This window comes from Syntrophotalea carbinolica DSM 2380, assembly GCF_000012885.1.
GTDB lineage: Bacteria > Desulfobacterota > Desulfuromonadia > Desulfuromonadales > Syntrophotaleaceae > Syntrophotalea > Syntrophotalea carbinolica.
The window spans coordinates 1,720,369-1,742,937 of sequence record NC_007498.2 but is presented as its reverse complement, the minus strand read 5'-3'; the positions used below and the strand labels follow the sequence as shown (position 1 = coordinate 1,742,937).

Annotated in this window: 15 protein-coding genes; 2 read left to right on the top strand and 13 right to left on the bottom strand. The window is 55.7% G+C overall.

Annotation, left to right across the window (positions count from 1 at the left end; all coding sequences use genetic code 11):
* Window positions 1–120: 120 nt before the first annotated feature.
* Entirely contained in the window at window positions 121–1,623 is a 1,503-nt protein-coding gene (locus PCAR_RS08340) for an MBL fold metallo-hydrolase RNA specificity domain-containing protein (protein ID WP_011341217.1), read from the bottom strand.
* Between the two features lie 298 nt (window positions 1,624–1,921).
* The gene (locus PCAR_RS08335; RefSeq protein ID WP_011341216.1) at window positions 1,922–3,157 is read right to left on the bottom strand and encodes an MgtC/SapB family protein; all 1,236 of its coding nucleotides are present in this window, start codon (window positions 3,155–3,157) and stop codon (window positions 1,922–1,924) included.
* Between the two features lie 198 nt (window positions 3,158–3,355).
* On the opposite strand from PCAR_RS08335, the gene PCAR_RS08330 reads away from it, so the two are divergent.
* On the top strand, window positions 3,356–4,777 hold the full coding sequence (locus PCAR_RS08330) for a dihydrolipoyl dehydrogenase (RefSeq protein WP_011341215.1): 1,422 nt from the start codon (window positions 3,356–3,358) through the stop codon (window positions 4,775–4,777).
* Between the two features lie 97 nt (window positions 4,778–4,874).
* Here PCAR_RS08330 and PCAR_RS08325 read toward each other — a convergent pair whose 3' ends face one another.
* Window positions 4,875–5,516, bottom strand: a complete 642-nt coding sequence (locus tag PCAR_RS08325; RefSeq protein WP_011341214.1) for a DUF429 domain-containing protein — start codon at window positions 5,514–5,516, stop codon at window positions 4,875–4,877.
* A 205-nt stretch (window positions 5,517–5,721) separates the two neighbouring features.
* Here PCAR_RS08325 and PCAR_RS08320 point away from each other — a divergent pair, with 205 nt between their 5' ends.
* Window positions 5,722–6,360: a retropepsin-like aspartic protease gene (locus PCAR_RS08320; RefSeq protein ID WP_011341213.1), complete on the top strand. Its 639-nt coding sequence runs from the start codon at window positions 5,722–5,724 to the stop codon at window positions 6,358–6,360.
* A 142-nt stretch (window positions 6,361–6,502) separates the two neighbouring features.
* Here PCAR_RS08320 and PCAR_RS08315 read toward each other — a convergent pair whose 3' ends face one another.
* The 10 genes from PCAR_RS08315 to PCAR_RS17795 form a co-directional block, all read right to left on the bottom strand.
* A complete protein-coding gene (locus PCAR_RS08315; protein WP_011341212.1) occupies window positions 6,503–7,900 on the bottom strand; it encodes a glutamate synthase subunit beta in 1,398 nt (465 codons plus the stop codon).
* Between the two features lie 140 nt (window positions 7,901–8,040).
* Complete coding sequence (gene gltB, locus PCAR_RS08310; protein WP_011341211.1) at window positions 8,041–12,462, bottom strand: glutamate synthase large subunit; 4,422 nt, start codon at window positions 12,460–12,462, stop codon at window positions 8,041–8,043.
* Between the two features lie 1,372 nt (window positions 12,463–13,834).
* Window positions 13,835–14,269 carry a GxxExxY protein gene (locus tag PCAR_RS08305; RefSeq protein WP_011341210.1) on the bottom strand — a complete coding sequence of 145 codons (435 nt, stop codon included), beginning with the start codon at window positions 14,267–14,269 and terminating at the stop codon, window positions 13,835–13,837.
* A 346-nt stretch (window positions 14,270–14,615) separates the two neighbouring features.
* Entirely contained in the window at window positions 14,616–14,978 is a 363-nt protein-coding gene (locus PCAR_RS08300; protein WP_011341209.1) for a translation initiation factor Sui1, read from the bottom strand.
* A complete protein-coding gene (locus PCAR_RS08295; protein ID WP_052643346.1) occupies window positions 14,978–16,252 on the bottom strand; it encodes a hypothetical protein in 1,275 nt (424 codons plus the stop codon). Before PCAR_RS08295 ends, PCAR_RS08300 begins: the two co-directional genes overlap by 1 nt.
* Before the next feature lie 14 nt (window positions 16,253–16,266).
* The gene (locus PCAR_RS08290; protein WP_081425028.1) at window positions 16,267–17,166 is read right to left on the bottom strand and encodes an HD domain-containing protein; all 900 of its coding nucleotides are present in this window, start codon (window positions 17,164–17,166) and stop codon (window positions 16,267–16,269) included.
* A gap of 30 nt (window positions 17,167–17,196) precedes the next feature.
* Window positions 17,197–17,607: a lactoylglutathione lyase gene (gloA, locus tag PCAR_RS08285; protein WP_011341206.1), complete on the bottom strand. Its 411-nt coding sequence runs from the start codon at window positions 17,605–17,607 to the stop codon at window positions 17,197–17,199.
* Window positions 17,608–17,904: 297 nt separating this feature from the next.
* A complete protein-coding gene (locus tag PCAR_RS17800) occupies window positions 17,905–19,629 on the bottom strand; it encodes a DUF3592 domain-containing protein (protein ID WP_011341205.1) in 1,725 nt (574 codons plus the stop codon).
* Between the two features lie 217 nt (window positions 19,630–19,846).
* Window positions 19,847–20,776 (bottom strand): peptidoglycan DD-metalloendopeptidase family protein, encoded by a 930-nt coding sequence (locus PCAR_RS08275; RefSeq protein ID WP_011341204.1) that lies wholly within the window; start codon window positions 20,774–20,776, stop codon window positions 19,847–19,849.
* Window positions 20,777–20,926: 150 nt separating this feature from the next.
* The gene (locus tag PCAR_RS17795) at window positions 20,927–22,396 is read right to left on the bottom strand and encodes a DUF6933 domain-containing protein (RefSeq protein ID WP_011341203.1); all 1,470 of its coding nucleotides are present in this window, start codon (window positions 22,394–22,396) and stop codon (window positions 20,927–20,929) included.
* Between the last annotated feature and the right edge of the window lie 173 nt (window positions 22,397–22,569).

Sequence of the window (22,569 nt, the reverse complement as noted above, 5' to 3'; positions counted from 1 at the left end):
GGATTTATTTTAAAACAGAGGATGCTACACGGCTTAAACTTGCTTTTCGACAAACGTTCAATACACAACAGAACTAAAGCGAAGCGATGCTCGAAAAATCGACAGGACGTACAAAAGGCTTCAGAAATCCACACGTATGCGTAGGCCTTGTCCCAACTCCTCCTGCATTACAGCGGCCAGTGCCTGCCGCGCATGCCTGTCACCATGCACAAGGCGTACCTCTTTGGGAGAGACACGCATACGCCGGACAAAATCGACGAGATTTCGCTGATCGGCGTGTGCTGAATACCCCGTAATCGTATGGATACGCGCCCGAATATCGTAGTGTTTTCCATCGATTACCACATACCCCCCATGGGGGCCGTATTTTTGTATATCCCTACCGGCAGTACCCCGAGCCTGGTACCCGACAAACAAAATATCGGTGCGGGAATCCCCGAGCAAGGCTTTCAAATAATTGACAATCCGACCGCCACTGCACATTCCTGAGGCAGCGATAACGACACAGGGGCGCGCTTTGCGCTTAAGGTAATCAACCGCGGACAAATGATCCTCATGGCGATGGATAACCGTCATCTGTTCAAATGACAATGGATGACGGCCCGCCCTCACCCGCCGACTCGCCTCGCGATCCCAGAACTCACGGAGTTCGCGATAGATAGTGGTAAAGCGACTGGCCAGCGGCGAATCGAGGATGATTTCCAGTTCCTCCCATGGCAAACCGGCCGCCGCGAAATGTCGGCGGTTTCGGTGAATAATATCCTCCAGCTCATACAGCAACTCCTGGGTGCGGCCGATACTGAAAGCCGGTATCAGCAGCACCCCCCGGTCCCGTAAAGCTGTTTCGACGATCTCCTGCAACTTAGCGCGACGTGCGCGGCGTCCCTCATGCAAACGGTCACCGTAGGTGCTCTCCAGCACCAGCAGATCTGCTCGCCATGGCGACCGCGGCGCCGGCAACAACGGCGCATAGGGTGCTCCGAGATCACCGGAGAACAGAATACGCACATCCCGATTAACGGACGTTTTTTTCGACGGCGCCTTGGTACCGATGATTTTGGCAGGCGATGTTACCTTATCGGGCCCAAGATCAGCAACAGTTATGCAACGCCGAACACGACATTCCACAAATGCGGAACCGAGGATATGTCCTGCCGGCTGCAATTTGAACGACAACTGCGCGTGGGTACCCGTATCGATTTCCAACCATTGTCCATAAGGTACCGGCGCGATCCGTGAAATCAGCTTTGTCAGAAATTTGTCTAACAACTGACGGTCGGTGGTTAGCGCCGCCTTAACCGCGTCCTCCAAAACCAGCGGCAGTAAAGCGGCCGAAGGCTCGCTGCAATAAATCGGTCCAGCGAAGCCTGCCGCCATCAGATAAGGGATTCTGCCGACATGGTCCAGGTGCACATGGGTAATGATCAATGCCTTGATATGCGCCACGGGGAATTCAATTTCCGGATATTCCTCACTGGCGCCGCCGGCAGAAAACTCTCCCCCCTGAAACATACCGCAATCGATAAGGATCCCCGGCCCTTCAACCAGGCGCAACTCATGACAAGAACCGGTAACACCATCCATGGCGCCGTGATGACAAATTTGAATGAATCGCTCCATCATGTACCATCTCCTTTGTCCAACCTGTTGCGTCCCAACTTGGGAAAAGACAGGAACCTGAAACTTAAAAAGATTATTGATTTCTCACAGACTATCAATAATTGTCGGTACAAAGGAAGAATTAAAACCGTTTTACTACCATGCCGCCACGAACCCTCGGCGATCAACACCCAAGTGATTGCTTTAGAGGGAGGAGAATGTCATTGCGGATTTTGAATAGCTAGGGAAGGAACCAGATCAGCGGACCTGACCGTGTCTCAAAAAGAACGCAGCACAGATTAAACCGCTTCGATATGCGCAATCACCAGAGCCAAAGCAGCAGACCTCCGCCGATCAACGAACATCCGAACAGAACAACGATGCGGCCCAGCATGCGCGCATGCCCCAGCATCGCGACGACTAAGCCCTTGAAAAAAATATTGGACAGCGCGCCGATCATCATCATACGCCAACCGGTATCGATGGTCAGTCGTTGCGCGGTAATCATCTGGGCAGTGGAGAGGGTGATGGCATCCATATCCGTCAATCCGGAAAGTGCCGCCACCAGATACAGACCGCCATCCCCAAGATGTTCTTTGGCTGCCGCCACGGCCAGCAATACCAGCGCATATAAACCACCGAATACAACCGCAGCGACCAGATTCGAAGGATCTTTCGGTTCGGGACCGGCTTCCTGTTTCTGTCGCGAAAAAGTGTATGCCCCTGCGGCAATAAAAGCCATCCAAAGCCCCATCAGAGCAAACTGGGGAAACACCTGCCAGAAAATATCGGGGGCAACAACCGCCACCTCGAAAGCCACCCGGACAAAAACAATGGTCGAGGCGATCATGATGACAAGGGCAGCCAGGGCCGAGGTCTCGGGAGCGGTTTTGGATCGACGGGCATAGCTGACCGTCGTGGCCGTGCTCGAAATAAGCCCGCCAAGAACCCCGCTGACCACCGAACCGGCCCGGGCTCCGACATACCTGGACATCAGATAACTGGCGATACTAATCCCCACAATCAGCACCACCATCAACCAGATGCGGAAAGGATTCAGAACCTCGTAAGGCCCGAAGGAGCTGTCCGGCAACAACGGCAACACCACCAGGGCGATGAGTACCATGCGAAACACGGCCCTTATATCGGTGCCGCCGATGCGCTCGACGAAATGATGCAAAGGCTTTTTCCAGTGAAGAAGCAGGGCCACTCCACCGCCGATAGCAGCGGATTCGGCAATCATGCCGTCCTGCAACAAGGCTCCAACCGCAAACATAACCAGAGCGGCCACCTCCGTGGTCGGTCCCGGGTGGGCTCCCTTCGATCGTTCCCGACCCAGGTTGGCGACCACCATCAGCCCCCCAAGAGCAATGAACCCTCCAGCCAGAATCCAGCCGCCGAACCGTGCCGCCAGGTGGGCACACGCGGTACCCAGCACCGTGATCAACGCAAAGGTCCTGATGCCTGCAGCTTCCGGCTCGGCCCATTCACGTTGCAATCCGACCAGCAACCCCAGACCGAGCGCTATACCGAATTGTTGCCAGATCTGAATATCCATACCCCATCCTCTGTATTAAACCAGTCGCTTACCTTTAATTTTAACGGCGGATAGCGGTTTTCACACCTTCCTATTGCGACTAAGATAAGATTATCCTTTAAATAATGCGCAACCTTATAATATCCTTATAAATAAAGCGCAATAGATATTGGGAATGATGGTTTCCGGGACACCGGAGTTTTGACTGAAGGAGGCTTTATGAATAAAAAAGTCGACGTCATAGTTATCGGGGCGGGCAGCGCCGGGCTAGCCGCCGTGCGGCAAATAGAAAAAACCACCGACAATTATCTGCTCATCGACCAGGGTCCGCTGGGCACCACCTGCGCCAGGGTGGGATGCATGCCGTCCAAAGCCTTTATCAAGGTGGCCAGGGACTTCCATGGAGCAACCCGCCTGGCTCAGGCCGGGCTGACAGGCACCGCCCCTGCCGACTGCGATATTCCCGCCGTGCTCGAACATGTGCGCCGGTTGCGCAATCGTTTCGCTTCCGGCATGGTGGAGGTTACCCGCAAACTTGCCGGAGACCGTTTGATCAAGGGGGCTGCACGCCTGCTCGGACCGAACCGCGTGTTGGTCAACGACGAAGAAATCACATGCTCCAGCATCATTCTGGCAACAGGGTCACGCCCCACCATACCGGAGGCCTGGCGGGGATTTTCCGATCGGATTCTGACCGCCGACACCTTTTTCGAGCAACAGGACCTGCCGCGCCGTATCGCGGTGGTCGGCCTCGGCATTATCGGTCTGGAACTCGGTCAGGCCCTGGCCAGACTGGGCATCGAAGTCACGGGATTCGGCCGCAATCCGCATATCTGCGGCATCCGCGATCCGGAAATCAATCGCGTCGCCCTGGAGACATTGGGCCGGCAATTCCCTCTTCATGTCGGCGATGAAGCGGAAATGACGCCCGCGGGAAAAACCCTCCGCATCCGTAACGGCTTTCACGAAGTCGAAGTCGATGCCGTCATCGCCGCCCTCGGCGTAACCCCCAACATGGATAACCTCGGACTGGAAAATCTCGGCGTCCCGTTAGACGCACGCGGCCTGCCGCCCTACCATCCCTACACCACGCAGATTGGTGATCTGCCGGTCTATGTTGCGGGCGACGCCAACGGCTGCCTGCCGATCCTGCATGAAGCGCAGGACGAGGGATTCATCGCCGGACGCAACGCAACGGGAACCCAGATACAGAAATACCGCCGCCGCGCCGGTCTCAAAATCGTTTTCACAGATCCGCAGGTCGCTGCTGTCGGCCAGACCCTGAATAAACTTGAAGACGCCGACATCATTGTCGCCCGCGCCGATTTTTCAGAGCAATCCCGCGCCATCGCCGAAGGCCGCAACGCCGGTCTCATGCACCTGTACGTGAATAAGGCCGATGCCCGTATCCTCGGCGGTGAAATGATCGTCCCCGACGCCGAGCATCTCGCCCAACTGTTGGCCCTCGCCATCCACCGGGAGATGACGGTGCACGACATGCTGACCATGCCTTTTTATCACCCCACCGTCGAGGAAGGATTACGCACGGCATTGCGCGACGCCGCCCGGCAATTGCACCATATGCATAGCAAAGAAGAACTGACACTCTGCGAAAGTTGCCCCGAACTGCCGCTTTGCTGATCGTGACGACCGGCAAAACATCACAAACAAGGCCGTCCGGTGTCATCACCGGACGGCCTTGTTGCTTCCGTCGACAAACACGTTTTTTCACCTCATACTAACAGGCAAAATCGTAAGGATGGTAGGGAGCACAAGCCGGCCAATACCACACCGAGCGCCCCCGTGACCATTTCCAGGCAGCAAGAGCACAGGCACAGGCAGCGACATAGTGATCGGTAGCATGATCCCGAGCCACTCCCTGCAACCCCTCCCCGGCCAACCACGCCAGCAGACTTTGGCGAGCGACACCATCGGTTTTCATAGCCTTTACAGCCTCAATATCCGCACCGCCAAGAACCATGGCGCCACCCGGATGTACCTCCACCACTCTGAACATGGTACTTCCAACCGCTGCCACCAACCGGGCAATGCCCATACCTCTCAGCGTCAGATACGCCATTCTGGTCATGGTCGGCGTCATGACGCTGCCGGAATGCAATCCCGCCTTTATAATCGCCTGGCGCAGATCTTTGTCCGAGGGTCGGTCTCCGCCTCCTGGGTTGTAGGACAAGGGTGCATCCAACCCGATGACCACGGGTTCGCAATGCTCCACAGCGGCCAGCATAGCCACAATATCCCGATCCGTTGCCCCGTCGATGAAGTCGACCAGACGCAGTAGCGCTCCCTGCTCCTCAAATACCACGCAAACCGTTTCGTCGGTGTTACTCGGCCCCGACAGATCCATACCGATGATTTTCATAAGACTCGCTATCTCTGAAAAAAAATTCGTCCACCCTATCAGCGGATCCAAAGTTTTCACAATATCTCGGCGACAGTAGGTCTATCAACCCTGCAAGCAACCCTTGTCCGGCCTGTTTCCTGCGATACAATGACAGCAAAGTGTTTGTCAAAAAATACCAGTTTCGATCACTTTTCCGGATTTACGATACAGGAAGACGAAAAAGATGCCTCAAACCTTATCGGATACATCGACGAAGCCTCTGCTCTTTTGCCACCTGGTTCCGGGGCGACGCCTTCCGTCCCTGCTCTTTGCCATCATCCTGTTTATCCCCCTTACGGGACATGCAGAAATGATTCGATATCTCGACGAACACGGCACCCCGGTATTCGTCGACGATAGAGATCTCTCCCCGGCAGAACGTCAGGAATACCAACGAAAAACACGCGCCGCCGAGCAAGCCCGGAGCCGCACCGGAATCACCCCGATTGAGGTACATGACAACATGGTGCTGGTACCGGTGGAGATCAGTGACGGCTCAACCCGGGTCACCGTCCGACTGTTGCTCGACACCGGTGCTTCGCAAACGGTTTTCCATCGCCGCACCATGGAATACCTGCACACCAAACGCCTGGCCAGAGGCTGGTCGCGCCTGGCCAGCGGTGAATTGATCGCTACCGACAAGGTTCGTCTGAATTACCTTAAAGTCGGCCCTCATACCATGCAAAAACCTACGGTGTACGTCATCGAAGTACAGGATTCCGAAGCCCCCTTCGATGGCCTGCTCGGCATGGATTTTCTCAGAGATCATCATTACCGCATCGATTATCGAGAACAGGTAATTTACTGGCAAAACATGAAATGACCGTAGATATAAAGGCTTGGATAACGAAACAAACGATTGAGCCTCCCGTCCATAGATTATTTCGGAATCGGGAGGCTCGACCATATCAAGGTAGTAACGAGGATTAAGAAAAAACCGCTAAAAACACCTTTGCCGAAACGGATCAGGCATCATCCAGCAGCTGTGTGATAATCGCCAGGGCCGCACGCCGGCCATCGGCGGCCGCGGTCACTGCCAGGTGCGAGCCGCGCGCGCAATCGCCGCCGGCATAGATTTTCGGATGCGAGGTGCGCCCGCTGCGGGTTTCGGTAACCAGCCGCCGGCGACCGTCGGTCTCCACCCCGACCTGCTGCAAAAAGGCAAATTCCTCGACATCGAAACCGAGAGCCAGAATCAGCACCTCGGCCGGAATGCAGTGCTCGCTGTCGGGGACATTCGCCACCCGATGGCGGCCATCGGCACCGAGACCGGCGAGCTGGGTTTTCAAAACCTCGACCCCGGTCAGATGTCCGTCACCCTCGTCGACAATAATCTTCGTCGGCGCGCGGTGAAAGAGAAAGGTCACCCCTTCCTCCTGAGCGTTATGGTACTCCTTGTGGCTGCCCGGCATATTGGAAGGATCGCGCCGGTAGAGACAGGTCACACTCTCGGCCCCTTCCCTCACCGAGGTCCGCAAGCAGTCCATGGCTGTGTCACCACCCCCGATCACCACCACCTGCTTATCTCGCACATTGAACCGCGGGTGAAGCGGCTCCCCCTCCAGATCATGCTGAATGGCGGTAAGAAACTCCATGGCCCGGAACACGTTGCCGTGCCGCTCGTGCGCCAGGTGCGGCAACCGGCCGCCGGTGGCACCGACACCGAGAAACACCGCATCGTGGCTCTCCAGCAGCTGATCGAAGTCAATGTCGCGCCCCACCTCACAATTGAGATGGAGCTGAAGTCCGGCCTTATCCAGGATCTCGAAGCGATGGCGTACGATGCCCTTGTCGAGCTTGAAGTTGGGGATGCCCAGGGCCAGCAGCCCCCCCGGCTCATCGGCACGTTCGTACATGTCGACGCCGATCCCGGCCCGCAGCAGGAAGTGGGCACTGGAGATACCGGCAGGACCCGAGCCGATCACCGCCACCTTCTTCGGGTGGATGACGCCGGGAAACGGCAACTCCAGCCCGCTGGCGAAGCCAAGGTCGGTGATCGAAGCCTCGATGGGACCGATGGCGATGGCACCGTAGCCGTCGTTGAGGGTGCAGGCGCACTCGCACAGCACATTGTGCGGACAGATGCGGCCCAGGATCTCCGGAAAGGGCGAACTCTCGTTGGACAGCAAAAAAGCCTGCTCCAGATCCTTCGCGGCAATGGCCGCCAGCCACTGGGGGATGTGGTTGCCCAGCGGACAGCCGATAGTGGCACAGAACGGATCACCGCACTGGATGCAGCGCTCCGCCTGCGGCGCCACCTGGGCCAGGTCGTAGTAGTGGTAGATCTCGTCGAAGCTGCGCAGGCGCAGTTTGACGTTCTTCTTTTCCGGATCCCGGCGTTGGTTTTCGATAAAATTCTGCATGGCTCAGATCCTCATAATTATGATTGAAACGAGCAATTTTTTATTGTGGCAAGGAAATCAAAGCGTTGCACGGAGGCGTACATCAGTACTCCGAACAAGCAGGCCTGCCGATTGACGCCGCCACAGCGGAAAAGGACCGTTTAATCCCCTTCCTTAGGGTTCAGCGGCGCCTTCATGTCCTTGGGAGTGACCATCCAGAAATAAGCCAGCTCCTCGTGGAAATTATCGCAAATACGAGCGGCCTTGGGACTGGCGGTGCGATTGAGGTAGGACAGCAGAATCTTGCGCAGGTAGATCTTGCCCTCGCTATCCTCGTCGACATTGATGCGGCGCGCCTCGACCAGCTCTCGATTGAGCTTGTCCATAAAGCTCTTGCAGCGGTCGTAGACGAAGGCCGCCCCTCCGGTCATACCGGCGCCGAAGTTGATCCCGGTCTCGCCGAGGATCACCACCGTGCCGCCGGTCATGTATTCGCAGGCATGGTCACCGGTGCCCTCGACCACCGCCAGCGCTCCCGAATTGCGCACCGCGAAGCGCTCTCCGGCGGTACCTGCGACGAACAGCTTGCCGCCGGTGGCGCCGTACAGGCAGGTATTGCCCACCGCCGATGCACCCTCCTGGTAGATGGACGGGATGACGATGATCCGTCCGCCATGCATCCCCTTACCGACGTAGTCGTTGGCCACCCCCTCGAGGAAGATATTCAGGCCTGTGACCAGGAAGGCGCCCAGCGACTGGCCGGCCACCCCTTTCAGACGAAAGGTCAGGGCGTTGCGCGGCAGTCCCTCGTTGCCGTAGTAGTGGGCCACTTCGCCGCTGATCAGGGCGCCGAAGCTGCGGTTGACATTCTGAATACGCCGTTCCACCAACACCTCTCGGCGTGGATCGCGGATCGCCGGCAGCACCTCTTTGAACACCTCCTTTTCAAAAGCGTTTGCATCGAAGGGTAAATTCGGCAGGCGTTTGCGGTCAGGGCCATCCATGCGATACAGGACCCGCGAGAAATCGAAGTCGGCCGCCTTCGGATGGTCGATCACCGCCAGCAGATCGCTGCGACCGATCACCTCATCGAGGCTGCGCATCCCCAACGAGGCCAGGATCTCCCGCACATCCTCTGCGACGTTGCGCAGGTAAGCCACCACTTTGTCGACGGTGCCGACGAAGTGCTCGCGCAGCACATCGCGCTGGGTGGCAACCCCTACCGAGCAGGCGTTGAGATGGCAAACCCGCAGCATCTTGCAGCCGAGCATCACCAGCAAAGCGGTGCCGAAGCCGAAGAACTCGGCGCCCAGCATGGCCGCCTTGACCACGTCGGCACCGATTTTGAGACCGCCGTCGGTCTGCAACTCCACCAACTCCCGCAGGCCGCTGGCCTTGAGGCTGTTGTGAGCTTCGCTCAGGCCCAGTTCCCAGGGGTTGCCGGCGAACTTGATGGAGGTCTGCGGCGCGGCGCCTGTGCCCCCGTCGCAGCCGGAAACGATGACCCGGTCGGCATAGGCCTTGGCCACTCCGCAGGCAATGGTACCGACCCCGTCGCTGGAGACCAGCTTGACCGAGATGCGCGCCTTAGGGTTGACCTGCCGCAGGTCGAAGATCAGCTGGGCCAGATCCTCGATGGAGTAGATATCGTGGTGGGGCGGCGGCGAGATCAGGGTTACCCCCGGCACCGTATAGCGCAGGGAGGCGATCAACGGACTGACCTTGGTGCCGGGCAGCTGGCCGCCCTCGCCGGGCTTGGCGCCCTGGGCGACCTTGATCTGAATTTCCTTGGCACTGCGCAGATAGGCCGGGGTGACACCGAAGCGACCCGAGGCAATCTGCTTGATCTTGCTGTTACGATTGGTCCGATAGCGGGCCGGATCCTCGCCCCCCTCACCACTGTTGGAGCAGCCACCGAGGGTGTGCAACGCCTCGGCCAGGGCCATGTGGCATTCCGGGGAGATGGAGCCGAGGGACATGGCCGCCGAGTCGAAGCGCCGGGTGATCGCCTCCACCGGCTCCACCTCTTCGAGGGGAATCGGCGTATTCGCACTGGCGAAAGTGAAGAAATCGCGCACGTAGCAACCCTCACGGCGTTCTATCCGCTGCCGGAAATTCAGATAGTCGATGCGCTCAAGAGAATGGGCGAAACGGTGCAAAGCTAGAATTGTCTGCGAAGCGAAATCGTGGTATTCGCCGCCGGGATTGTGGCGATAGAGGCTGCCGATCTCCAGCGGGTAGATCGGCGTCAGGTGAGCGTGTTTGAATACCTGCCCGTGACGTTTGGCGATGCGCTCTTCGATCTGCGCGTACCCGAGACCCGGCAAGTGAATGGCGGTGCCGGGAAAGCACTCCGCGCCGATCTCTTCGGAAAGGCCGATGATGTCGAACAGGGCGGCGTTGCAATAGCTGGCCACGCTGCTGATGCCCATTTTCGACATGATCTTGAGAACACCCATGGTCAGCGCCTGGTAAAGGTTGCGCAGGCCCTGACGGGTCTCCCGCCGACTACACTCGCGGCACCGGCACAGTTCAAGACCGCTGCCGTAGAGCAGCCAGGGGTAGATCGCCATCGCCCCATAGCCGAGCAGCACACAGGCGGCGTGGGGCTCGACCACCTCGCCGGTTACGGCAACGATGCTTACCAGATGTCGCAATCTGGCCTGCAGCAGGCGCTGGTTAAGGTAGCCGACCGCCAGGGCCATGGGAATGATTTTGGTCTGTGCATCAAACGCCCGGTCGTCAAGAACAATGGTCCGCACCCCGTCATCAAGCACCGCCCGTACCACCCGCTCACCGAGATCCTGCAGACTGACGCGCAGATCCTTGTCAAAGCCGGTAGCAAAGGTTGCGACCCTGTAGCTCGGGTCGTAGCGCGGATGGTCGGGATCGCCGAAGGACATCAGCACATCGAAGATTTCGCGGGAGAGGATCGGAGATATGCTCTTCAGACGGTGGGCCCGCTCCGGCGTCTCTAACAGCGGATTCCCCAATTCGCCGAAGCCGACGGTGGTGGACATCACCGCTTTTTCCCGGTAGGGATCGATGGGCGGATTGGTCACCTGGGCGAAACGCTGGCGGAAGAAATCACAGAAACTGCGCGGCTGTTTGGAAAAAGCCGCCATCGGGGTATCGTCGCCCATGGAGCCAGTGGGTTCCTTGCCCGCTTCCAGCATCGGCCGGATGAAGATCTCCTGGATCTCGTGGGTGACGTTGAAATAACGCTGACCGGTCGTCAGGCCGGCGACCTCGTAGCCGGACAGGTCGTCGAACTGCTGCTCGATGAACTCCTGCAGATAGCAGGTGTGGGCGGTCAACCAGTCGCTGTAAGGCTGGGAATCCATCAGGTAGCGGTCGATGTCGCGGGTGGTGAAAAACTGGCCCTGTTGCAGATCGGCGGCGATCATCTCGCCGCTCTGCAGTCGGCCGCGCTCGCGAATCTGCTCCGGCGGAATATCGAGCACCCCGTATTCGCTGGTCACCAGCAGCCGATCGTCGGTGGTGATCAGGTACTTGGCCGGGCGCAGGCCGTTGCGGTCGAGAATACACCCAACGTAACGACCGTCGGTGAGGCTGATCGCCGCCGGGCCGTCCCATGGCTCATAGGCGGTGGAGATGTACTCGTAGAAGGAACGCAGATGGGCGTCCATGTGAGCGACGTTGTGCCGCGGCGGCGGAATCAGCGCCCGCGTCGCCTTGAAGAAATCGATGCCGTTGGCCAGCAGGAACTCGAGCATGTTGTCGAGACTGGCGCTGTCGCTGCCGCCCTCCTCCAGCAGCGGAAACAGCCGCGCCAGTTCCTCGTCGGAAAAGACCGGGCTGCTGGCGTTGTTGAACTTATGCCGGGCGTGAAAACGGTTGGCCTGCAGGGAGTTGATCTCGCCGTTATGAGCCAGGGTGCGCATGGGCTGGGCCAGTTTCCACAGCGGCAGGGTGTTGGTGGAAAAGCGCTGATGAAACAGGACGAAGGAGCAGCGAAAATCCTCCTGGGACAGGTCCGGGTAGAGGGTGCGGATATGGGTCGGCATTACCAACCCCTTGTAAACCACAGTCTTGCTGGATAATGATGGGATGTAAAAATCCGCATCGCTTGCCAGCTGGTGCTCCACCTCCTTGCGAGTCAGATAGAGCAGCGCTTCGAAACGCCGCGTGGCGATCAGCGCGGCAGGCACCACGAAAGCCTGGCGGATCTTTGGCAACAGCTTGAGAGCCCTCTCGCCCAGCACCGAGGTCTCCAGCGGCACCTCGCGCACATGCAGCACGCGCAGATCGTTCTTCTCGCAGACTTCTCGAAAGACGCCGAGCTGGCGCTCCTCATCGTCGAGAAACAGCATTGCCACCGCGTACTGCTCGGGCAGCGCCACCCCGCCTTCCGCCGCAACCCGCCGCATGAAATCACGCGGCATCGAGCAGAGCAACCCGCTGCCGTCGCCGGTCTTGCCATCAGCGGCGATAGCGCCGCGGTGCATCAGCCTCGCCAGGGCCCGCACAGCGTCCTCCACCAGGGCGTGGCTCGGCTGGTTTTTTATCTGGGCCAACAGACCGAAACCACAACCGTCGTAATACCGCTCGCCAAAATCCATCAACGCCTTCTTTCTCGCGTAAGCGCAATGATAAGCCGGGTTTTAGGGGATCTTCCGGGAGAGATATAGCGAAATAAATATGCAAATTGCCATGCTTTTCAACACACGGTCAACAGTATGAATTTATAACATATTTTGGATGAATTGCAGGGATAGGCAAGGATCTGCGGTCAACTAAATCGACGCGTTTAACTGGTATTTCAGAGTGCCCCCAAAACCAGGACTTTTATCATCCGCAGATTTCACGGATTTTCACAGATTAAACCCGATAATCATTGCTTTTAATAATCTACGTCCATCTGCGTAATCTACGAATATTGGGCTTTTCAGACTGTGCTTAGACCAGGACCATAATCAGGATCAGTGACCTCAAATTGCGAAACGGACACCTTTACCCCTTTTATCATCCACAGATTTCACGGATTTTCACAGATTAAACTCGATAATCGTTGCTTTTAATAATCTGTGTCCATCTGCGTAATCTACGAATATTGGGCTTTTCAGACTGTGCTTAGACCAGGACCATAATCAGGATCAGTGACCTCAAATTGCGAAACGGACACCTTTACCCCTTTTATCATCCACAGATTTCACGGATTTTCACAGATTAAACTCGATAATCGTTGCTTTTAATAATCTGTGTCCATCTGCGTAATCTACGAATATTGGGCTTTTCAGACTGTGCTTAGACCAGGACCATAATCAGGATCAGTGACCTCAAATTGCGAAACGGACACCTTTACCCCCTTTTTCATCCGCAGATTTCACGGATTTTCACAGATTAAACTCGATAATCGTTGCTTTTAATAATCTGTGTCCATCTGCGTAATCTACGAATATTGGGCTTTTCAGACTGTGCTTAGACCAGGACCATAATCAGCATCAGTGACCTCAAATTGCGAAACGGACACCTTTACCCCCTTTTTCATCCGCAGATTTCACGGATTTCCACAGATTAAACTCGATAATCGTTGCTTTTAATAATCTGCGTCCATCTGCGTAATCTGCGGATACTAGGTTTTTAAGACTTTGATTGCCCAGGACTTCACAAATTGTCCAAGATTAAGTTTGGCCATCATGTTTTCAATAAATCTATCTCAATCTACGGAACAAACACCTCTAAAACCCATTTTTCATCCACAGATTTCACGGATTTTCGCAGATTAAAACCGATAATCATTGCTTTTAATAATCTGCGTCCATCTGCGTAATCTGCGGATACTAGGTTTTTAAGACTCTGATTGACCCGGATTTATCCTGATCATTAATACTTTCAATAATCAGCATCAATGACCGCAACGTCCGAGTCAAAAACCTTTAAACCCTTTATCATCCGCAGATTTCACGAATTTTCACAGATTAACCGCGACAATCATTGCTTTTGATAATCTGCGTCCATCTGCGTAATCTGCGGATCATCAAACGGTTTTGACCATCGATCTGCGGATAATATGAAACGTTTATGCTGTAGCGATGGTGCGCCGAAATTTATCAGCAACCCCCGTTCAAAGCCGGTGGCCTTAAGGTAATTGAGAATCTGAGACTCCTCGACAGTGGACAATTTCTGCAGTGCCTTTAGTTCAACGATAATGTTGCGGAAGCAAATAAAGTCGGCGCGATACGAAACATCCAGCTGTTTGCCCTTGTAAAAGACGGGAATCTCCGCCTCGCGTTGAAAAGGAATTCCCTGTAATCGAAATTCCCGCTCCAGCGCAGCCTGGTAAACAGGCTCAAGAAATCCATGTCCCAGTTCACTATGAACAGCCATAGCTGCTCCAATGATGGCGTAGGTTTCTGGATCTTTCATAGCCCTCCCCCTTATCATCCACCGATTTCAGTCAATATCTCACGGTTTCTTTAATTTGTGATACCTGCAGAACTAAAACCTCTAAACCGTTGATCATCCGCAGATTTCACAGATTTTCGCAGATTAAGACCAAAACCTTGATTACTTAAGAATTACATGAACTTTCACTGGTCTACCTCGAACATCATGCTTTTAATAATCTGTGTAAATCTGCGTAATCTGTGGATATTCCGCTTTTAAGATCTTGTTTAGCCAAGATTTCACGGATTTTCACAGATTAAACCAGATAATCATTGCTTTTAACAATCTGCGTAAATCTTCGGATATTAGGCTTTTAAGACCGTGATTAGCCTCCCGCCCGTTTAACCGTCCAGCCCTGCTTCTTGAGTTCCTCCATCAGCAGATCACAGTGATCCCCCTGAACCTCGATCACCCCGTCCTTGACCGTGCCACCGGAACCGCAGCGCTGCTTGAGACGCTTGGCCAACGCTTTGATACCCGCCTCACCAAGGGGCACTCCGGTAATCAGGGTCACACCTTTCCCCTTGCGACCCTTGGTCTGGCGTGAAACCCTCACCACCCCATCCGAGGGGGGCGCCGTTTGTTTCCCGGTGCAGGTGCATTGTTTGATCGGCCGCCCGCAACCTGGGCACATGCGTCCGTGCTCGGTGGAATAAACCAATCCGCTGTTATTCTTTTTCGATGTCATTATTTTTCCTCCCCCGCCTCTGGTAACGCCTCTTCCTGCCCGGATGGAGCCAACACCTCGTGCAATATTTTGGTCAAGGGGATGGAGCTGAAAGCGAACAGCAGCCTCTCCTTTTTATCGCCGGGGACAAACCCCCGATCCAGTACCGCCGCCTCGATGGCCGGCATGTGCATCCCACCCCAGGGAACGATAATGGTATCGTAGCGCTGCAGACTCCGCTGCAAGGCATTGATGACCACCGCGTTGCGTTTGTGGAGAATATCGTTCATCAAGCCCGCATACACCTCCGCAGTCCCATGGGCTTTCACCCAGTCCCTATAGGCAGCAAGTCCCTGCGCCAGGGGCTTGTCACCGAGCAGGGTCCGGCCAACGACATTGATAAACTCGACGGTCTGCGGATCGAAGCGGTTGAGATCCATATCGGCCCGCACGATATCCGGTTTGGTCTCGTCTCTCGCAAGTTCATCCACCGGTTCCAGATCATCCAATGCCACCGGATTGCCGTCCAGCTGCATCGTCTCCTGGGAACTGAGGCCCGCCAGGTTGGCCAGCCTGCCGTAATGAAACCGGTTCGTCAGCAAATGATCCTGGTCGGACACCCCCTCGGCGAGAACAATCGTCCCTTGCGCCGGCAGCGAAGCGACCAGTTCCTGGTAATACTCCTTGCGGGCGACATGCATCATCGCCGCCAGGCGCACCAACTTGCCGTCGTGACGGTAACTGCGCTCGGAGGCGTAGATACCGATCGGACTTATCCGCATAAAACCGGCGGTCTGCTGATCGAGATAGTTGCCGGCCAGAGCCATCAACGAAAAAACCAGCACCAGGGGGAGCAGCAGCAGATTGGCTGCCGAAAAGACCAGAGTGTTGCGCCAGCTGAACAGCGGCCGTCGAAAAAACTCCGCCGGCAGCAGATTGCGTCCGTAAAACCCGCGCAGCAAGATCAAGGCAACGCCGCCGATGAAAACCTGCCCGAAAGCCGCCGTCAGTCCCAGGGATTCGTGGGAGATCATGCTCGATAGCGGCCACAACGCCAGGCAGCACCAGAAAGCGTACAGGGTTAACGGCAGAAGAATCCGCTTGGGCAGCCTCCGGTCGATACCCATAAGGACATAAATCGACAGAGAAAAAGCAATAACCAGCAGAGCGATAAGATTGCGAATCCCGGAGAGCACCGGCAGGTGTGCGGCGAAATTTATCAAAAGTTCATCGATCAACGAAAGACCAGCATCGATCAAGAACAAAACAATATAAAAATTGGCGAAACGTCGCATAGGTATCCTTCCAATCATGCACGGTGTCCTGGTAAATAGTTGGTTCCGCCCGGCAACCCGGTTGCAGGATTTTCTCGGCTGCATTCCCGCATCAGCAGCGAAGTCACGGCGGCAAAGATCTTGTTGACGGTTTCCGTTACAGGCAGAGATGCCCGGATGATATCCAGATAACCTTTTTCGCGCAGACGCCGGAAGGAAGGAGAAAAATTCAGGTCATACACCCATCCGACCTGGAGCAGTTTCAGATCGTTGAGGTTTTGCACCTGCCTCAAATCAACGGTGTGGCCGGCGAGCAGATCCGCCGCCACGACTTCGGAAACCTCGGGCGTGTCCGACAGCCCCATCTCCAGGGCCGCGTTGGACACGGGGTTGTCCTGCCGGTAATAATCGGTCACCACCCGCCAGATATCCAGCTTGTCGGCGTCCCGCAACAGGCGCGTGAAGAACAGGAAGCTGGCATCCGCTTCGGCCGGCAGGGCGACGCGATTGTGCCAGGTTATGGCGCGCAACACCAGGTCGCGCATGCCCTCTTCGAGGCCGTCCAACACCTTTTTATCCCGCAGGATTTGGACACCGAGCTGCGCATGATCGACAGAGCGGGAATCCGCGAAAGTACCGTAACGGGCATACTGTTCGAAACGGCCGAGATCGTGAAAAAGAGCCATGATCTCCGCCAGGCGCAGCTGTTCGGTGTCCAGCCCCAGTTGCCGTCCCAGCCCCACGATCTCCGCACAGACCAGCGCGGTGTGCTTCTTCTTGAGGTCGAAATTCCTTTGCAGCTCACTGTCTTTTGAAGTAAAGCCGACAACATAATCAGCGAACCACGCTTTCAGGTCATCGATCTTCCGTGCGTCGAGCATATCCGTGCAATACTCCCGTTCAGTTTGGATAACTTCGGCTAGTCTCGGGGCCATGCAGGCACCCCGTTCATATAACGACTGCAGTTACTCGCCTTCCATCTGAATCAACTCGATCTTGTAACCGTCCGGGTCTTCGACAAAGGCGATGTGGGTCGTGCCATGCTTCATCGGGCCAGGCTCACGCACCACCTTGCCGCCGGCCTCTTTCAGCTTGTCACACAGAACGTAGATATCCCTGGCACCGATGGCGATATGACCGAAAGCATCCCCGAGCACATACGGTTCCTTGCGCCCCCAATTGTGGGTTAATTCGATCACGGACTGCGACGCCTCGTCTCCGTAGCCAACAAAGGCCAAGGTGAATTCGCCTCCGGGATAATCTTTCTTGCGCAACAGTTTCATCCCGAGAATCCGGGTGTAAAAGTCGAGACTGCGATCCAGATCAAAGACACGGATCATGGTGTGCAGAACGCGAAATTCGCTTTCCTCAGCCATGGTAATCTCCCTCGGTTAGTTGTACAAAGCTTGCCTTATGTTGAGAAACTATTTCCTTCATATTTAAAGACTTGAACATCGAAACCTGAGATGGTTTGTAGATATTTATCCACCGGGTTCAGCGAAGGATTTCGCCCAAAAACTCCCCGAAGCGTTTCCAGGATTTCCGATCGGCGTCCTTGCGATAGCCTATATCCAACCCATTTTACCAGCCTGTCAGTTTTGTTTCTTCCTTCCGGTTTCGGCACCGTCCTCCCCCTTTCGCCCCGTTCCTCGAAAGGCGTGCGGACTTTTCCATCAAGAGCGCAGAATCTCCTCAATACGCCGCGCCAGCGCCTGAGCCTGAGAACGACTTTCGAGCCTTGTCGCGAGAGTTCGCCGTCTTCCATCACGGAGCACCAGTTTCAGGCGATAAAACAGTTTACGTCCTGCCTGCATACCTGTTACCGGCTGAAAACGGACGATCTCTTCGGCACGCCAGGAGCGCAGGCGCCCCAGTGCGAAGAGCCCGCCGCGCCGGTTCAATGAGCCGGGCCGCACCTCAATGCGGGTGGCACCGCACCACAGATCAAGCACGCCTATCACCATCAGCAGAGCAAACAGACCGAAAACGATCGGGAACAACCACGGAGCGCCCAACCTGATCATCAGGACGATGGCCCCACACCAGATCCCGAGAAACACCGTCAGCCCCAGCGCGGCGCCGATATTGCGGGCAGCCGCCAGCTTAATCACCAGGGCATCCTCTTCCCTGCACACGCTCAACCCGCCACGCTCAAGCAGATCCTGCCCATCGGCGCGGTCGGCAGTCCAGGACGCAGGCGGCTCATAATCAGGCGAACTGTCCTTCGTCCGAAATACCGGCACTTCAAAACGGGCGCTGTAATCGACACCCGGCACTTCGGCTTCGGCAGTGACGCGCCAAAGAACCCGTTTGTCGCTGTTTTCACCGCCGGTCGGCGGCACCTCGAAGGGGATGGTAAAACGCACCGGCACCGTGGTGCCGGTCGCTCCCGCATGTAGCTGCTCTATGGGGACCCGCAATGATTCCTGGTGCAGCAGTTGCTCCTCCGTCCGGCGTTTGCCGCCGCGGCGGACCACCCGGCGGGCAACGCCCTCAAGGGTGAGATGAAAACCCTTTTCCGGCCAGATCCCGGAGCCGACATGGAGGGTCCCGGCCAGAGGCCCACCGACCACACCAGGCATAGTGTCCAGTTGAAGCCGCGAGTTGCCAAACTTACGCTGCCGGATCAAATGGCGCACCGCCATGACCAACAGCCCGATACCGATCAGCGGAAACATCAGACCGAGCAACGCCAAACGGTTGCCTTTATCCAACACCTCACCCGGTAGAAGAAACAGTATCGGCAGAGAGATAAGATTCCAGAAAACGGCGAATGCCATACCGAAAATCAGCGCCGGGCGCATCGACGAACGCACCTCGCCTTGGGCCCAGTCTGCCCGATGCAGCCAGGGCTGCATCGGATAACGAATTTCCAACTCATCCACCAGACGCTGGCGCTTTCTGCCGGCAACGCCCAGCGCAATCATGCCGTAGCCCACACCGCCGAAAACCAGGGCAAAAACAGCATACAGACCGAGCATCTCCCAGCGCCTCTCCCGATAGAGGATCGATTCCTGCGGAGCGTTGGGATTGACGTAACCGGGAAAGTCCTGACCGGAGTCCCGATAAGCCCGCAACTCCCTATAAACCTTACTCTGCCAATCACCGAGATTATCCGAACCGCCATGCACCCCCACCCTTCGCCCAGTGTATTCACGCCCGGCAAAACGGTAAGCATAATGCGCCGATACTTTGTAGGTATTCGAATCTCCCCGTTGCACTTGGAGGGAAGTACTCAGGATGCGCACCGGCACCTCCTCCCATTTCTGCATGGCAAAATGGAACCAGAGCGAAGACAGCAACAAATAGGCTACAAAGGTACCGGCCCCGGCGAACGGCAGAGCGAACAGGAGCAGGCAACCGATGCCCTTGGATTGGGTGTTTGTCTCTTGGTTCATATTCAGGCACCTCATTTCTCTGCCCATGTTTCTGAAAAACGCCAGCCAGGATAAACAGTCCTCGGTGATAACACCTATTATGTATTTATGCAAATCGGTTGAATGATCAGAAACGAAAAGAATAATAAAGTATGGGAAAGAGAGGGTTTTGACGCGAACATTTCTTTAGGATGGATCCTGGGATTTGAAATCAAACGTACGATCCTTAAATCTCTCGTTAACGCCTAACCACCATCCCTGCCGCCGGAGTGAAGCCCCTTCCCCGGCCGTCCGCAAATTCGAAGGGGATCGAGCGAAGCTCCATGCCGGCGTTTTTCTGGATGACAAAATGCAGATGGGGACCGGACGAATATCCCGTATTGCCCGATTCACCGATGAATTGTCCGCGCTCAACCCGCGTTCCCGATGAATATTGAATGGACTCCAGTTTCAGATGGGCATAAAGCGCCATGGTTCCGTCATCGTGTAGAATCCGGATAAAATTCGCTTTTTCGGCAAAAGCGGCGCCTTTCCCGCCGGTGAAAAAATCGTTGGCGACTTCCATGATCACCCCGCCCCTGGCGGCACATACTCTCGTTCCCTCCGGCATCGCGATATCGACGGCATAAATACTCTGAGGATGGGTATGGGTCGCCTTGCCGTGAAATCCTTGCGTTATACGGAACCCCCTGCCGGCTGGGACGGGAAACAGATAAGGTCTATGAGGAGAGTGCCTTGCCGCGGGATCACCGGAGACAAATTCGGTGGTGTAGGTGTATTTAAACCCTTTGCGTTTATTGGCCTGCCAAACATGCACCAGCGGCTGACTCTTTCTGGCAGGGACAACAACCTTGAACCTTTTGGAGCGATCCCATGCAACGTTTTCGCCCTCATTCATAGTAAACGAAAACTCTACCGGCCCATAACAGTCGTTAACCCCATAAAGCTGCAGATTTTCCTTGCTACCCCGTTTGGAAATATCGAAACAAGCCTTTTTAGCAACCTCGACTTGCTTCACATCCAACACCTGCGTATTGGCTACAGGTCTATCGGAAAACACCAGGGTGCCGCCCTCACTACGGGATTTATACAGTTTTTCCGCCGAAGCACTCACGGCGCAAAGAAAAACCAGTATGAGAGGAAGAAGGATTTTGAACCACTTGTTCATTTGGCCTAACCGTGAGGTTTGAATTTTGTGGAGCAATTTTTATTTAATCCGTAGCAGTAGAAAAACGACCCAAAGAGCAACATGTCCCCGGAATATCACCCTCACCCAATGACACTCTACTCTTCCGATCTCAGAGGCATGTTACAACATTCATAGTGAGTTACAATTCTGCTGTGCTCTCAACCATTCCAACGCTCCAGGAGTTTTTGCCCATCCGGCCAAGTTTCTGGCGGCATAGGAAACCGCCTCCGTCTCGTCGCCAATGGAGATGTATTTCGGCTGGCGCTTCGGGATATCTTTCAAACCAAGCAGATAAGACAGGACATGGGGATTTTGCTTTTGCGCCGCGGCAAATTTCCGGCGTGCGGCAGGGGTGTCGCCACCCGCTCGGAAAGCCAGCAGAGCCTCGCCGAAACTCCACTCGGCACTGACATCGCCAGCATAGCATTTCAACAGTTCTTCCGCCTCCCCATTACGATGGAGTTCCAGAAGACAACTCAGGAGCCAATACCTCACGCCCTGATGATCGTTCGGATTGAGACGTAGCATTTCTCGCCACAGTTCTATCGCTTCGTCCCCCTGACCGATCTCCCAGCATAGGCTGGCCAGAGCTGCCGTGGCCCGCATAAAAGGGCGGCTATCCAACTCCAGCCAGAAATGGCCTTCGTTTTCTTTGAAGTATCTTTTCCCCAAAGACCGCCTCCCGGCTGTGACGCCCTGACGCAACAGTTCGATACGCTCACGGATCGTTGCCGCCGCAAGCTCGGCTAACAACACGTAGGCATCGGCACAGTCAGGTGAAATCTCCAGGGACTGTCGAGCGAGTTTGACAGCTCGGGCCGGAGATGACTCCCAGGCATCGTAAATATATTCCTGAGCCCTATCGAGCAGTTGTTTTTTACTTGCCGGTTTGCGGAACTGGTCGGACATGGCCAGCATCTCTTTCTGAAACTTCATCGTCTCCGCACGCTTTTGCGCCGCCGATTTTACCGCGGTTTTCGATTGCTTGCCTGAAATTTCGGACTTTTGCGTATCGAGCGCCTTTTCCCCTGTAGAAAAAATCGCCGCGTCCTTCTCCCCACCATGCCCGCCAGGAAACGGCAGGATCTTTCCGGTGCCGGGTTCAACCCCATCAGGCAGGTCCGCCAATTTCTCCAGAACATCCCGGGGATACAGATATTCGAGAGCACCCATGGGTGTTTCGTTCAAGCCTTTCACAGCGAAGGCCAAGGATTGGTCGGCAAGACGGCATTTCGCCTGCTGAACGAGTTCGTTCATCGAACCGAGCACACAACGGTCACCGGTTTTGGAAAACCGGATATTTCCGGCCAGCGGAGCGATGTGTTTTTCAAAAACACCGCCATACCTTGCATCCGCCATCTGCTCACCCATGGCCGAAAGAGCATGCTCGATGAATCGATCCGGGTCGTTGATGCCCCGGCCAGGGAAAACCACGCTGTAAAGGGAGGTCGAATGGGTCAAAATGATGTACTGAGCCCTCCCGGCACTAAAAAGATTGGCGGTCCAATCGGAGAATGGGTTCTCGGTGCGGGGTGCCGCATCTGTCGGGAAAACCTTGATCTTCTTGGCCAGTTTCTGTGTTAAACGGATGATCATCATAGGTCTGTCGATTCCTAAAGCCGCTGTCAGCGGTCCCGGTAAATCTTATCGGGGCAATTTTACCGCCAAAATCGGTTTCCAAGGGGGTTTTAAAAAAATATCTTCAAAAAAGGGTACGCCATTCCGGGGGGTTCATTTGGTCTGACCTCAGGAAAATCGCAAATCGATGCGGT